9 protein-coding genes are annotated in these 13,742 nt (G+C 62.5%); 1 reads left to right on the top strand and 8 read right to left on the bottom strand.

Going from position 1 to position 13,742, the window contains the following annotated elements:
- Positions 1 to 94 precede the first annotated feature (94 nt).
- Positions 95 to 1,903 (top strand): aminopeptidase P family protein, encoded by a 1,809-nt coding sequence (locus G489_RS0109750; protein WP_035872312.1) that lies wholly within the window; start codon positions 95 to 97, stop codon positions 1,901 to 1,903.
- 47 nt (positions 1,904 to 1,950) lie between these two features.
- Here G489_RS0109750 and ligA read toward each other — a convergent pair whose 3' ends face one another.
- The 8 genes from ligA to G489_RS0109710 form a co-directional block, all read right to left on the bottom strand.
- Entirely contained in the window at positions 1,951 to 4,068 is a 2,118-nt protein-coding gene (gene ligA, locus G489_RS0109745; RefSeq protein WP_029041391.1) for an NAD-dependent DNA ligase LigA, read from the bottom strand.
- Complete coding sequence (gene recN, locus G489_RS0109740; RefSeq protein WP_029041390.1) at positions 4,065 to 5,738, bottom strand: DNA repair protein RecN; 1,674 nt, start codon at positions 5,736 to 5,738, stop codon at positions 4,065 to 4,067. The genes ligA and recN overlap by 4 nt, the downstream gene beginning before the upstream one ends.
- A 26-nt stretch (positions 5,739 to 5,764) precedes the next feature.
- Positions 5,765 to 6,589: an outer membrane protein assembly factor BamD gene (locus G489_RS0109735; protein ID WP_051332503.1), complete on the bottom strand. Its 825-nt coding sequence runs from the start codon at positions 6,587 to 6,589 to the stop codon at positions 5,765 to 5,767.
- Between the two features lie 108 nt (positions 6,590 to 6,697).
- Positions 6,698 to 7,660 carry a UDP-3-O-acyl-N-acetylglucosamine deacetylase gene (lpxC, locus tag G489_RS19940; protein WP_035872306.1) on the bottom strand — a complete coding sequence of 321 codons (963 nt, stop codon included), beginning with the start codon at positions 7,658 to 7,660 and terminating at the stop codon, positions 6,698 to 6,700.
- A gap of 96 nt (positions 7,661 to 7,756) precedes the next feature.
- A complete protein-coding gene (gene ftsZ, locus G489_RS0109725) occupies positions 7,757 to 9,433 on the bottom strand; it encodes a cell division protein FtsZ (protein WP_029041388.1) in 1,677 nt (558 codons plus the stop codon).
- Between the two features lie 146 nt (positions 9,434 to 9,579).
- Complete coding sequence (gene ftsA / locus G489_RS0109720) at positions 9,580 to 10,893, bottom strand: cell division protein FtsA (RefSeq protein WP_155889354.1); 1,314 nt, start codon at positions 10,891 to 10,893, stop codon at positions 9,580 to 9,582.
- Entirely contained in the window at positions 10,883 to 11,779 is an 897-nt protein-coding gene (locus G489_RS0109715; protein ID WP_029041386.1) for a cell division protein FtsQ/DivIB, read from the bottom strand. The genes ftsA and G489_RS0109715 overlap by 11 nt, the downstream gene beginning before the upstream one ends.
- Complete coding sequence (locus tag G489_RS0109710; RefSeq protein WP_029041385.1) at positions 11,767 to 12,690, bottom strand: D-alanine--D-alanine ligase; 924 nt, start codon at positions 12,688 to 12,690, stop codon at positions 11,767 to 11,769. Before G489_RS0109710 ends, G489_RS0109715 begins: the two co-directional genes overlap by 13 nt.
- Positions 12,691 to 13,742 lie beyond the last annotated feature (1,052 nt).

Raw genomic sequence — 13,742 nt, 5'->3', positions numbered from 1 at the left:
GCCCGCTGAAGCTGGTAGGGCTGAAACGGCAAACCCGCCATGCCGCTTCTGCATGGCGTCTTCCTTATTAGATCAAGCCTGGCTGGACGAATTCATGCCTTTTCAGTCCTTTGAAGAACGCGCCGATACCGCAGCCGTTTCCGGCCGCGTGAACGAACTTCGCGCCCGGTTCGATGCCGCGGGTATCGATGCTTTCATGATCCCGCGCGCCGATGCGCATCGCGGCGAAACCGTGCCCAAAGGCGAGGAGCGCCTGGCCTGGATATCGGCCTTCACCGGCTCGGCCGGCCTCGCCATTGTCGCCCGCAACGCCGCGGCCCTCTTTGTCGATGGCCGCTACACCCTGCAAGCGCCCAAGCAGACCGATACATCGGTCTTCACCATCATCGAGCGCCCGCCGGCAGACATTCGTGACTGGTTGGCGGAGAACCTCGCCGAAGGCAACACCATCGGCTTTGATCCCTGGCTACACACGGCTGGCGAAATCGAGGCGCTGGAAACCGCGCTTGGCCCCGCGGGTCTGAACCTGTCGCCCGTCGACAACCAGGTCGATGCCATCTGGCAGAACCGCCCAGCCGCACCCGCCGACCCGGTGATCGTGCTCGAAGATGAGCGTGCGGGCGTCTCCAGCGCTGACAAGCGTGCCGCCATTGTGAAGAAGCTCAAATCCGCCAAGGCGGATGCGCTGTTTCTTTCATTGCCGGAATCGATCAACTGGCTGTTCAACATCCGCGGCACCGACATCCCCAATACGCCGGTGACGCTTGGTTTCGCCATTGTCACGGCAGATGGCGGCGCTGAGCTCTTCCTCAATCCGGGCAAGATCACGCCGGAAATCACAACCGCACTTGGTGGCGTAAAACTACGCCCCGACACGGAGTTGCGGGCCGCGCTTGAATCTCTGGGTCAAGCCGGCAAGACCGTCTGGATCGACCCTGCAACCTGCCCTGCCGCCGCCGCGAACCTCATCACCGATGCGGGCGGCAAGCTGGTCAGGCAGGCGGATCCGGTGGCCCTGCCCAAGGCCATAAAGAACCCCACCGAGATCGAGGGTATGCGCCAGGCACAGGCGCTCGACGCAGTGGCCATGTCGCGTTTCCTGACCTGGTTCGACAATGAAGCGCCCAAGGGCGAACTGACCGAAATCGACATTGTCAGTCATCTCGAAGGCTATCGCCGCCAGGCCAATTCGCTGGTCGATATCAGTTTCGAGACCATTTCGGGCGCGGGACCGAACGGCGCCATCACCCATTACCGGGTGACGGAGAACTCGAACCGTACGCTGAACCCCGGCGAGTTGATGCTGGTCGATTCAGGCGGCCAGTATCGCGAAGGCACCACCGATATCACCCGCACCATGGCCACCGGTCCGGTCCCGACCGAGGTGCAAAAGCACTTCACGCTGGTGCTCAAGGGTATGATCGCGCTCTCACGCGCGAGCTTCCCCAAGGGCACGACCGGCCAGCAGCTCGAAGTGTTCGCGCGACAGTTTCTGTGGGCGGAAGGGCTCAACTACAACCACGGCACCGGCCATGGCGTCGGCGCCTTCCTCGGCGTGCATGAAGGGCCCTGCAATATCGGCCCGCGGCCTTCGGCGCCGCTAGAGCCGGGGATGATCCTCTCCAACGAGCCGGGCTTCTATCTCGAAAACCAGTACGGCATCCGCATCGAGAACCTGATCCTGGTCGTCGAAAGCCCGCATTCAACGCCCGAAAAGCCGTTCTACAGCTTCGAGACGCTGACCTATGTGCCGATCGATCTGCGCCTGATCGACCCCACTCTGATGACGGCGGACGAGAAGGCCTGGCTGAATGCCTACCATCAGAAGGCCTTTGACGAGACCAGCCCCAAGGTCGAGGCGCCGGTCGCTGACTGGCTCCGCGAGGCGACACGCCCGATCTAGGCTGTCCTGAACAACGCTCTGCCCCGGCCTCGCGCCGGGGCGGCACCCTACTCTCCTACGAGGTCGAACCAGCCGTCTTCGTCCATGGTCTCAACGCCCAGTTCCCGGGCCTTCTTGAGCTTGGAGCCCGCACCCGGACCGGCCACCAGGAGATCGGTCTTGGCCGACACCGATCCGGATACCTTGGCGCCCAGCCGTTCCGCCATCGCCTTGGCCTCGGAGCGCGACATGCGTTCGAGAGAACCGGTGAACACCACCGTCTTGCCAGCCACCGGGCTCTCATCGGCACTGGCAACCACATAGGGCTCGGGCTCGATTTCGGCCATCAGGTCCGAAATCGCCTGGATGTTGCGGTCATTCGCAAAGAAGGACAGCAGCGATTCCACAACTGTTTCGCCGATCCCGTCGATATCGAGCAGGCCCGCCCGCGCCTCATCGTCGCCCTGCGCGGCGTTGCGCGCCGCGGCCTCGAAGGCCTCGAATGTGCCGTAGGTCCGGGCGAACAGGGCAGCTGTCGTCTCACCCACATGGCGGATGCCGAGGGCAAAGATCAGCCGATCAAGCTCAGGCTTGCGCCGCGCCTCGATGGCATCGAAAAGCTTCTGGGCCGAGACCGGCCCCCAGCCCTCCTGCTCCGCAAGAGGCTTTTCGGAGCGCGCATCGCGCGCTGCCAGTGTGAACACGTCGGCGGGCCGCATGATCCGCCCGTCTTCGAAGAACGCGGCAATCTGCTTGTTGCCCAGTCCCTCGATATCGAGCGCATCGCGTGACACGAAATGCTTGAGCTGTTCGACCGCCTGCGCCGGGCACACCAATTCTCCGGTACAACGCCTGACGGCATCGAGCTTGCCGGTCTTTTCATTGTGTTCGCGCACCGCAGGCGAACCGCAGGCCGGGCAGACCTCGGGAAACACATACTCCTCACGTTCGGCGTGGTGGCCGTCATCGATGTGATTGACGATTTGCGGGATCACATCCCCTGCCCGCTGCACCGTAACCGTGTCGCCCACCCGCACATCCTTGCGGCGGATCTCGTCTTCATTGTGCAGCGTGGCGTTCTCGACCACCACACCGCCGACTGTCACCGGCTTCAGCCGGGCAACCGGCGTCAACGCCCCGGTACGTCCAACCTGGATATCGATCGCTTCGAGCACGGTGGTCGCCTGCTCGGCCGGAAATTTGTGAGCGATGGCCCATCGCGGCGCCCGAGCGACAAACCCCCATCGGCGCTGCAACTCGAGGCTGTCGACCTTGTAGACGACGCCGTCGATATCATAGCCGAGCGTCGCACGTTGAGTTTCGATCTCGCGATACTGCTCCAGCATCTCTTCGACCGTGATCACCCGCTTCATGAGCGGATTGATGACAAATCCCCATTCTCCGAGCTTCTGCACCATGCCGTATTGGGTGTCTTCCGGCATCGCGCTCATCTCGCCCCAGGCATAGGCGAAAAACTTGAGGTTTCGGCTCGCGGTGACACTTGCATCCTTCTGACGCAGAGAGCCGGCAGCGGTATTGCGCGGGTTGACGTAATCCTGCCCGCCCTCGGCCGCCGACCGCGCCTTGAGGGCCTGAAATTCCTCATGGGTCATGAAGACCTCGCCGCGCACTTCGACAACATCAGGAATGTTATCGCCCTTCAGGGACTTGGGGATATCGTCGATGGTCTTGAGGTTGGCGGTGATGTCCTCACCTTCCTGCCCATCCCCACGGGTCGCACCCTGCACGAACTTGCCCTTCTCATAGCGCAATGACGCACTGAGCCCGTCGATCTTGGGTTCGGCGGTGAAGACAATCTCGAGATCCTTGTCGCGCTCGAAATAACGGTGCGCGCGCTGCACAAATTCGGCGACGTCCTCATCCGAGAACGCATTGCCCAGGCTGAGCATCGGCACGGCATGGCGCACTTTGGCAAAGCCTTCGGCCGGCGCGGCACCCACCTTCATGGTGGGGCTGTCCTCGCGCACATGCTGGGGGAACCGCGCTTCGATCGCTTCATTGCGCTGCCGCAAGGCATCGTAATCCGCGTCCGATATCAGCGGTTTGTCCTGCTCGTGATAGGCACGGTCGTGCCTGGCAATCTCGTCGGCCAGCCGCTCGAGTTCAGTAACCGCTTCTTCCTCGGTCAACGCGTCAACCGGCTTGTCCGCAGGGGCTTTGCTCACAGTTTTACCTCGTCGATCAGCCGGTGCGCCGCCGCGCGGGCTTCCTGGGTCACGGTCTCGCCGGCCAGCATGCGCGCCAGTTCCTCGCGGCGGGCTTCGTCATCGAGCTGGCGGACATGAGTGCGCACGAAAGCCCCCTCCTCAACCGCCTGTTTCTCGATCAGCAGATGATGCCGCGCTCGTGCAGCCACCTGCGGCGCGTGGGTAACCGAAATCACCTGGACCTTTTCCGACAGCCGCGCCAGGCGCCGCCCGATGGCGTCGGCGACGGCGCCACCAACCCCGGTATCGATCTCGTCGAAGATCAGAACGGGCGCCGAGCCCCTGTCCGCCAACACCACCTTGAGCGCCAGCAGGAACCGCGAGAGCTCACCGCCCGAAGCGACTTTCATCATCGGCCCCGGATGGGTGCCGGGATTGGTCTGGACGTGGAACTCGATCTGGTCGAAGCCATTCGGGGATTCCCGGGTCTCATCGACAATCTGATCGACAATGAACCGCGCCCGCCCCAGCTTGAGGTCCGGCAATTCCGCCTCGACCGATTTCTCAAGCGCCCGCGCGGTCTCCTCGCGCGCCTTGCTCAGTGCAGCGGCGGCCTTGTCATAAGCCTCGCGCGCAGCTTTCACTTCGCCTTTGAGCTTTTCGAGCGTTTCTTCACCGCTCTGAAGGGCCTCGAGATCGGCCTCGAACTTTGCCAACACCTGTGGCAGGGAATCACAGTCGACCTGGTGTTTGCGAGCCGCTGCCCTGAGCGCGAATAACCGCTCCTCGGCACGCTCCAGCTCGCCGGGATCGAAGCCCATCTGTTGCTTGAGCGCCTCAAGCGCCTCCGAGGTGCGGTCAAGCGCTACAAGGCTCTCGTCGAGCGCTTGCACCACCGGGGCGAACAGTTCGCTGTCCTGGTCGCCCTTGCGCATCAGACGCCGCATCAGCCCGGCCAATGCCGGCCCCGGCGCCTGGGGCCCGTTGAGCATCTCGTCGATTTCGTTGATGTCGCCGGCTGATTTCTCGAGCTGCATGAGCCGTTGGCGCAGGCTCGCAAGTTCTTCTTCCTCGCCTTCGACAGGGGCCAGCGCGCTCAGCTCCTCGACCGCATGGCGTGCGAATTCCTCCTCGCGGGCTGCATCGGCAACCCGCTGTTCCTGGACCGCGAGCGCTTCACGCAACTCGGCGAGTCCATCCTGGGCCTTGCGCACGGCTTCAACCTTGTCGCCATGGCCGCCATAGGCATCGAGGAGCAGCCGATGACTCGCGGCATCCACAAGCGCGCGATCGTCATGCTGGCCGTGGATTTCAACAAGCAATTGTCCGAGCTGACGCATCAGCTTGGCCGAAACCGGCTGATCGTTGATGAAGGCCCGCGTGCGCCCGTCGGCATATTGCACGCGCCGCAGGATCAGGTCTTCGTCATCCTCGACATCGTTCTCCCGGAGCAAAGCCCGCGCGCGGTGATCGGGCGGCAGGTGAAGGATGGCCGTCACCTGCCCGCTTTCTTGGTCCTTGCGGACAAGCCCCTGGTCGCCGCGCACGCCAAGCGCCAGCGACAAGGCGTCGAGAAGAATGGATTTACCCGCACCGGTCTCGCCGGTGAGCACACTCAGCCCGGTCTCGAGTTGCAGATCGAGCTGATCAATCAGGACGATATTACGAATCGAGATGGCACCGAGCATGCCGTCAATTTACCCGTGAAGGCGGATTAACTCGACCGCAAATTCCCGATCGGCGCCGAACCACTCGGCACCAGCCCCTGGGCCTGCAGAAGTGCATAAGCATCCTGATACCACTGCCCTGAAGGATAGTTGTGGCCCAGTACCGCAGCCGCATTCTGCGCTTCACGTACGAGACCAAGCTTGAGATAGGCCTCGGTCAGACGCATCAGCGCTTCTTCCACATGCGTCGAGCGTTCGTGCTGGCGCACAACGGTCAGGAAGCGGTTGATTGCCGCGGTGTACTGGCCATTGCCGAGATAGTAGCGGCCGACCGACATCTCCTTGCCGGCAAGCTGATCGCGCGCGATCAACAGATTGCGGCGGGCCACTTCGGCATATTCGGAATTCGGATAGTTATCCACCAGCCGCTGATAGGTCGCGATGGCATCCTGCGCGTTCTGCTGGTTTCGGGTGATGTCGGAGATCTTGTTGAAGTAGGCCGTACCCTGCATGTAGAGCACATAGGCCGTGTCCTCCGAGTTCGGATAAAGCGCCAGATAACGATCCGCTGCAAGGATCGCTTCATCATAGCGCTTTGCGCCGAACTGGGCATAAATCTCGAGCACGCGGGTCTTTTCCGCATATTCGGAATAGGGGTGCTGGCGCTGCAGCTTCTCGATCGCGGCGAGGCCGGATTCGGCATTACCCTTGTCGAGCTGCTCGACAGCTTCCTGGTATAGCGTTTCCGCAGGGATGATTTCTTCCTCGACAATTTTGTCATTGCCGAACAGCGAAAGACCACTGCACCCGCCGAGCGAGACCAGCATCAAGGATACGGCGGCGGCGCGCATGATTGCGGCGGTCCGCGCCATCGGTTCTCCGGTCTTACTCAACACGTGCAGATTCCCCTTGCAGTTAGCGCGTCTCCGCCCCCGCAGCTAGCGCGCAAAATGATCGAAACTGTGGCCAAGGGCAAGCGATTATCCGACTGAACGCAGATAGCTTTGGGATTCCGCAAAGGCCGGAAGATCGGTGAGCCCGTCGAATTCGAGAGGCAGCTGCGCTGCGGTCACGAGTTCGTAATTGTCCGGATTGTCGAACAGGCCCGCCAGAACCGAGGCATTCAGGGCATGACCGCCCTTATAGGACCGGAAACGGCCATAGAGCGGATAGCCGGCCAGAGAGAGATCGCCGATCACATCGAGCAGCTTGTGGCGCACGAACTCGTCCTCGAAGCGCAGCCCCTCGGGATTGACCACCTGGTCTTGATCAACGGCAATGGAATTTTCGAGCGAGGAACCCAGGGCATAGCCCCCCTGCCGCAACACCTTGGCTTCCTGCACGAAGCCAAAGGTCCGCGCCGGCGCCACGGCTTCCGCGAACTTGCGCGGGGTCCAGTCATGAATCATGCGCTGATGACCGATGACGTCGCTGTCGAAGTCGATTTCGACATCATAGGCGCGGCCATTATAGGGCTCCAGCACCGCATAAGCATCGTTCGAGCGCACGGTCACCGAGCGATTGATCTTGAGAAACTTGCGGTCAGCCCCCTGGATCTCGACGCCCACACCAAGAATAGCCTCGACGAAGGGCTTGGCGCTGCCATCGAGGATCGGGCATTCCGGCCCGTCGACCACGATTCGCGCATTATCGATCCCCAGACCCGCCAGGGCAGCCATGATGTGCTCGGTGGTCGACACGCTCTGGGAATTGCCCAGATCGACCTTGGTGCACAGATTGGTGTGTGTGACGCGAGCGTGGCTTGCACGGATCGGGCCGGTGCTACGCCCTTCTGAATCAACGCGTTCCAGCAGATAGCCGCCGTCGGCGGGGGCTGGACAGATGCGGGCGGTTACGAATTGACCGTTGTGTACACCGACCCCGGAAAATTCAACTTCTCCGGCAAGTGTACATTGCTTGCCCGCAATCCGATTGAACGGCATTTCGTTACCCGCACCCGCTGATTAGACATTCATTACTTATCCAATACAGCGAGTGAGCGAAACCTCTTAGCGTTGCCCAATTGCGACTTATGCAGATTAACCGTGCTTGCGCAGGAAGGACGGGATCTCCAGGTGTTCGCGCCCGCTGTCTGCGCGCGGCTCCGGGGCAACCCGGCCATGGCCGTCATTTTGCCCGGCTGCGCCCTCATGAGCGGCAGGGCGCTGCTGAGGCGCAGGAGCCTGGGGAGCACGCGGGGCCGAAGCCTCGACCGCATTGCGGGCAGAAAGATCGTCCGAGCCTGGCTCGCGGCGTTCAGTCTGTTCGTCGACCTTCTTCTGCAGGCCGACATTGCTGGCCAATCGGCGGAACAAGGCGCGAGCATTGCGATGTCCATGCTCTTCCTCGGCCTCAGGCGCACCGCCCATCGCCTTACGGGCGATCTGGGGCAGTTCGTCTGTCCGGGGCATGCGACGGGCGCCATCGGGGCGTTCCGCGGCCTGCGGTACATAGGATTGCGGCGGCGCGGCTTCGGGCTGACGGGGCTCTTCGTGATCGAGCTCGGCAGCCGGTTCCGCCTGCGGAATATAAGGTTCGACGGTCACATCCTCGTCGGCCTGATACTGCGGACGGGAAACAGATCCGGCTGAGATCGCCTGGGCAACCGCGGCCTGCATCTGGGTATCGAGTTCGGCCGGCTTGCTGGCTTCCACGGCCTGCTGCGGCTCGGGCTTGGTCTCGGCGACACCGTCACGGCGAAGCTGGATCGGCCGCTCGATCGGCTTGGGGGGATCCATCGCCTGAACCATCGCGGCCTCGGTGCCGGTGGCAACCACGGAAACCCGGATGCGGCCCTGCAGAGAGTCGTCAAATGTCGCGCCGAGAATGATGTTGGCGTCAGCATCCACTTCTTCGCGAATGCGGCTGGCCGCCTCGTCCACTTCGTAAAGGGTCAGATCGGAACCGCCGGTGATCGAAATCAGCAGGCCATGCGCGCCAGACATCGAGATGTCGTCGAGCAGCGGGTTGGCGATCGCGGCTTCCGCAGCGTGACGGGCGCGTTCTTCGCCCTCGGCCTCGCCCGTCCCCATCATCGCCTTGCCCATGCCGCGCATCACGGCACGCACGTCGGCGAAGTCGAGGTTGATCAGGCCTTCCTTGACCATCAGATCGGTGATGCAACCAACGCCCGAATAGAGCACCTCGTCGGCCATCGAGAAGGCGTCGGCGAAGGTGGTCTTTTCGTTGGCGACCCGGAACAGGTTCTGGTTCGGGATGACGATCAGCGTATCGACATGGCGATGAAGCTCGTCGATCCCGTCTTCCGCCAGCATCTGGCGGCGCTTGCCTTCAAAGTGGAACGGCTTGGTGACCACACCAACGGTGAGGATTCCCATCTCGCGGGCCGCGCGCGCCACAACCGGCGCAGCGCCCGTACCGGTGCCACCGCCCATGCCGGCAGTGATGAACACCATATGGGCACCGGACAGATGATCGTTGATCTCGTCGATGGTTTCCTCGGCGGCGGCGCGTCCGACTTCCGGATGCGACCCTGCCCCGAGACCTTCGGTGACCCCGACACCGAGCTGAATGACCCGCTCGGCCTTGGAAAGCGCAAGCGCCTGGGCGTCTGTATTCGCCACAACGAAATCGACCCCCTCGAGCCCCGAGGTGATCATGTTGTTCACCGCGTTGCCGCCGGCACCGCCGACGCCAAACACCGTGATTCTGGGCTTGAGTTCTTTGATGTCAGGGATTTGCAATTTGATGGTCATGGCGGGCCTCATCATTCGGCGTTGGCCAAGATTTACGATGCAAATCGTTAATCACATGCTAACAAATCGGCAGATTGCGTTAACTCACTGGCAATTTGGGAGAAATCCCTATGGGCCGGTAACGGGTCGTTAAGCTAAACAACCCGTTAAAACGAGGTCCGCAACCAATTGCCGACTCGCGCGAAATATCCGTCCGTCCCGGTGAGCCGCCGCACGGTACGCGGCTCGACATATTCATGGGCGCAAACCTGCGGATAGATGAGCATCCCCACAGCCGCCGAAAACGCCGCCCCCTTGGCCATGGCAGGCAGCCCTGAAACCCCGAGCGGCCTGCCCTGCCGCACATTACGGGCCAGCAGCCGCCGGGCCAGTTCCGGCAGCCCGGTCAACTCGCTGGCACCGCCGGTGAGCACGAAACGCCGGCCACTCATATCCATCATGCCGGTCGCCTGCATCCGGTCCGACAGCACGGTGAGAATCTCTTCGACCCGCGGTCGGATGATTCGAGTGAGAGCAGAACGCGGAATCTGGATTCCCGACTCTTCGGGCGACGACCCCACCGGCTGGATCGGGATCATGTCGCGATCGTCAGTCTGTCCGGGCAGCACGCTCGCATAGAGAGTCTTGAGCCGCTCGGCATCCTCGACGCTGACAGAAAGTTGCCGCGCCAGGTCGAGCGTCAGATTGTGCCCACCAATCGCGATCGCGTCCGAATAGACAAGGTGCCCACCGCTGAAAACCGAAATGGTCGTCGTGGCTCCGCCGAAATCGACACAGGCAACGCCCAGCTGGGCTTCATCGTCGACCAGGGTCGAGAGCCCGCTGGCATAGGGCGTGGCAATGAACGCCTCGACCTGCAGGTGACAGCGATTGAGCACCAGTTCGATATTGCGCATGGCAAGGGTCTCGGCAGAGATCACCGCGACATCGACGCCGAGGCTGTCCCCGACCATCCCGCGCGGCTCGCGCACGCCCCTCTGCCCGTCAAGCGAGTAGCCGATCGGCAGCGCATGGATAACCGAGCGTTCGTCACGCACCGAGCGTTCATTGACCGCGGTCAGCACCCGGGCCAGGTCGGAATTCTCGACTTCGTGCCCGTCGAGCGACACAGAGGCGGAGAAGGTCTCCGAGCCCAGCCGGCCAGCGCTGACATTGACGATGACGGACTGAACTGTCAGCCCGGCCATGCGTTCGGCCATACCGATGACCGACCGGACCGCCTGTTCGGCACTGTCGAGATCGGCAACGAGCCCCGCCTTGATGCCGGCGGACGGGCCATAGCCGAAGCCGATGATTTCGGCGACATGGGTGCGGCCACGCAAGGCCTTGCCTTCCGGTCTAGGGCTCAACCGCGCCACGATCGCGCAGATCTTGCTCGACCCGATGTCGAGGATCGACACAAGGCTCGATTTACCTGGCTGCACCGGCTTCAGCCGGGCGGTGAACGCATCACTCATCATCGCTTGTCATCCTGTTGCCATCGGCATCACGCGGGACAGGCCGCACGGCGAGCATGTCCGGTACACGCATGTCGATCACATCGATATCCCGGGCCAGAAGCTCGTTGGCACCATTGAGCGCCACGAGCGTAGCCATCGCTTCATCCACCCCGGTTTCGGGCAGCATGATGCGCAGTCCATTGTCATAGATCAGGTCCCAGCGCCGCTCGGCGATCCGGCTGATCGCCATCAGTTTTTCATTGAGAAGCGGATGGTCTTCGAGACGGTTGAGCATCAGCGCCGCCCCCGAGGCCGCGCCGTCGCCAACGAACAGAGGCAGCTCTCCCCCGCCATCGGGAATGGTCACGAGCGTGTCCCCATGCGCATCGATGGCGAAGGTCACCCCTTCCACACGCCAGCGCGCGATCGGCGTTTTCTCGCTCACCGAAACGGTGAGCCCGGAAGGGTAGTTCTTGGTGATATGCGCCGTAGCGATGGCAGGCAGCGCCTCGAGCCGCGCGCGGGCTGCATCGGCGTCATAAGACACCAGCGACATGCCCTCATGGATCCCGAGCGCCTCGAACAGCGCGCTTTCGCCGGTCAGCGCGTAGCCGGTCAGCGAGATCTTCTCGATCGCGAGCCCCGCATTGGAAATACCGGTTTCCGCCCGCTGGGTGACGAAACCCAGCGCATTGGCCAGCCCGCCGCGGAACTGGAAACCGGTCGCAATCAGCACCGCCACCGCCAAACAGGCGATCGCGCGAAGGATCAGCTTTTTGTGCAAGACCCAACGGCGCTGCGCTCCGGTGACCGTCAGCCAGCCCGCCCGGCGAATGCGCATGGGCAGGCTCGGCGTTTCGGCAATTGCGACAGCAAAATTACGCGGCTTGTCGCCTATCTGTTGCAACTCGCGTCCTCCACCATCCACGACACGAACTCTTCAAACGAATGCCCGGCATGCACGGCCAATTCCGGCACCAGCGAAGTGCGGGTCATGCCCGGCTGGGTGTTGATCTCGAGACAGACAAGGTCCCCCTCGCCGCCGGTCCTGGGCTGAAACCGGAAGTCGGCGCGTGTGACGCCACGGCACCCGAGCGCCTCATGCGCCTTGAGCGAGAGTTTTTGAACGGTCTGGTAAATATTCGGTGAAACCTCGGCCGGCAGGGTGTGGGTCGACCCACCCTCGGCATATTTGGCTTCGTAATTGTAGAAGTGCAGATCGGTGGCGATCTCGATCACCCCGAGCGCCACATCGCCCATCACCGCGCAGGTCAGTTCCCGCCCGGGGATATAGCGCTCGACCATCAGCTCTTCCCCACCCTTCCAGTCGTGCCGCAGGATTTCCTGAGGCGGGTGGGCGCTCTCTTGCTTGACGATGAAGACCCCGACGCTCGATCCCTCGCAAACCGGCTTCACCACATAGGGCGGCTCCATCACATGCTTGCGCGCAATGTCTTCGCGATGGGCGACAACGTGATCGGTCACCGGAACCCCGGCCGCCTTGAACATGATCTTGGCCTGATGCTTGTTCATGGCCAGCGCCGAGGAGAGGACGCCCGAATGCGTGTAAGGAATTTGCATCACTTCGAGGATGCCCTGGATGGTGCCGTCTTCGCCGACCGTGCCGTGCAAACCGTTGAACGCCACATCGGGCCGCAGTTCGGCCAGGCGCAACGCGATGTCGCGATCCACGTCAATTTCGGTGACGGTGTAGCCGGCCTTGCGCAGCGCCTCGGCACACTGGGCCCCCGAGTTCAGGGAGACCTCGCGTTCCTGGGACCAGCCTCCCTTGAGCACTGCCACGTGTTTGTCCGGCATAAACGTCCTTTCCCGGCGCAATCCGCCGCATTCGTGGAGTATGGGCAAGAAACTGTTAACCGGCGCTTTAGGGACGAAAATATGTCGGGTGAAAAATGGGGACGGGGTGGCGCTGCCAACGCGACCCTTAAAGAACGGGCACGCGTTCCGCCCCGCCCTCGCCCTTCGTGGTTCAGTTTCTCTCGCGCTTAGCTTTGACCGAAAAGTCTCCAACTTTTCGGGGCCCAGCCGCATGCTCGCACATCAGGTGAGGGTGTCGGTAGCTCTTGGCACGGTGCACCTCCAATCTCTTCGTCACCCTCGGACTTGATCCGAGGGTCCATGAGGCGCTGCAGACTAGGCTGCGGTCGTGAACCATCCATACCGTTTGCCGAATGGCACCTCATCATGGATTCTCGGGTCAAGCCCGAGAATGACGAGGGTGAGTGCGGCAGCGCACTCGCTTCAGTCTCAAACCTCATCCTGAGCCCGTCGAAGGATGGGCCACACGGATTGCCATGCCCAAGCCTTACGCCCTCGCCCTTCGTGGTTCGACAAGCTCACCATGAGGGCTCGGGGTGGGGACTTGGGGTAGCATCCTCCCGGGCCGCCCCGGACCTGATCCGGGGCCTAGACATTACACGAGGTCCCGGCTCTCTCTTTGTCTCACGGCGCGTACCGCTCCAGTCACGACGCTGGTCGCTGTGACCTCCGCTGCGCCTGCGACGGCGCGGCCAAAAAGTTGGCCCACAGCCCTGCGCGCGTAGCGCTCCGGGCGTTCTTCCCTTCAATCGGTCCACCGGACCGATTGCCCCGCAAAGCGGGACGGTCATAACTCCTCGGCTCTATTGAGCCTCGTCCTCCTTTTCCCTCGCATCGCTTCTCTTGTTTCCATCGGACATGCCTCCTGGCCCGGCAGGCGGTTGCCTCCAGGGTTTGCGATAGAGCGGGAGTGGGACGCGGAACGTCTCATCCGTAAACGAATAGAAGCGAGGCGCACCGCGTCCCACTCACCCGGGATTTTGGGCTTGGACTGCGTCAACGGGCTGGGGTCAATCCCCGCTCTCTTTCGA

Origin of the sequence: Cucumibacter marinus DSM 18995, assembly GCF_000429865.1 — a bacterium.
In the GTDB taxonomy this organism is placed as follows: Bacteria; Pseudomonadota; Alphaproteobacteria; order Rhizobiales; family Devosiaceae; genus Cucumibacter; species Cucumibacter marinus.
This window is presented reverse-complemented; position numbering and strand designations above follow the sequence as displayed.

Excerpts from the sequence above, each read along its gene's own strand:
- G489_RS0109750 (WP_035872312.1), top strand. The coding sequence starts at position 95 with ATGCCTTTTCAGTCCTTTGAAGAACGCGCCGATACCGCAGCCGTTTCC.
- recN (WP_029041390.1), bottom strand. The coding sequence starts at position 5,738 with ATGCTCGGTGCCATCTCGATTCGTAATATCGTCCTGATTGATCAGCTC.
- G489_RS0109735 (WP_051332503.1), bottom strand. The coding sequence starts at position 6,589 with ATGGCGCGGACCGCCGCAATCATGCGCGCCGCCGCCGTATCCTTGATG.
- lpxC (WP_035872306.1), bottom strand. The coding sequence starts at position 7,660 with ATGCCGTTCAATCGGATTGCGGGCAAGCAATGTACACTTGCCGGAGAA.
- ftsZ (WP_029041388.1), bottom strand. The coding sequence starts at position 9,433 with ATGACCATCAAATTGCAAATCCCTGACATCAAAGAACTCAAGCCCAGA.
- ftsA (WP_155889354.1), bottom strand. The coding sequence starts at position 10,893 with ATGATGAGTGATGCGTTCACCGCCCGGCTGAAGCCGGTGCAGCCAGGT.
- G489_RS0109710 (WP_029041385.1), bottom strand. The coding sequence starts at position 12,690 with ATGCCGGACAAACACGTGGCAGTGCTCAAGGGAGGCTGGTCCCAGGAA.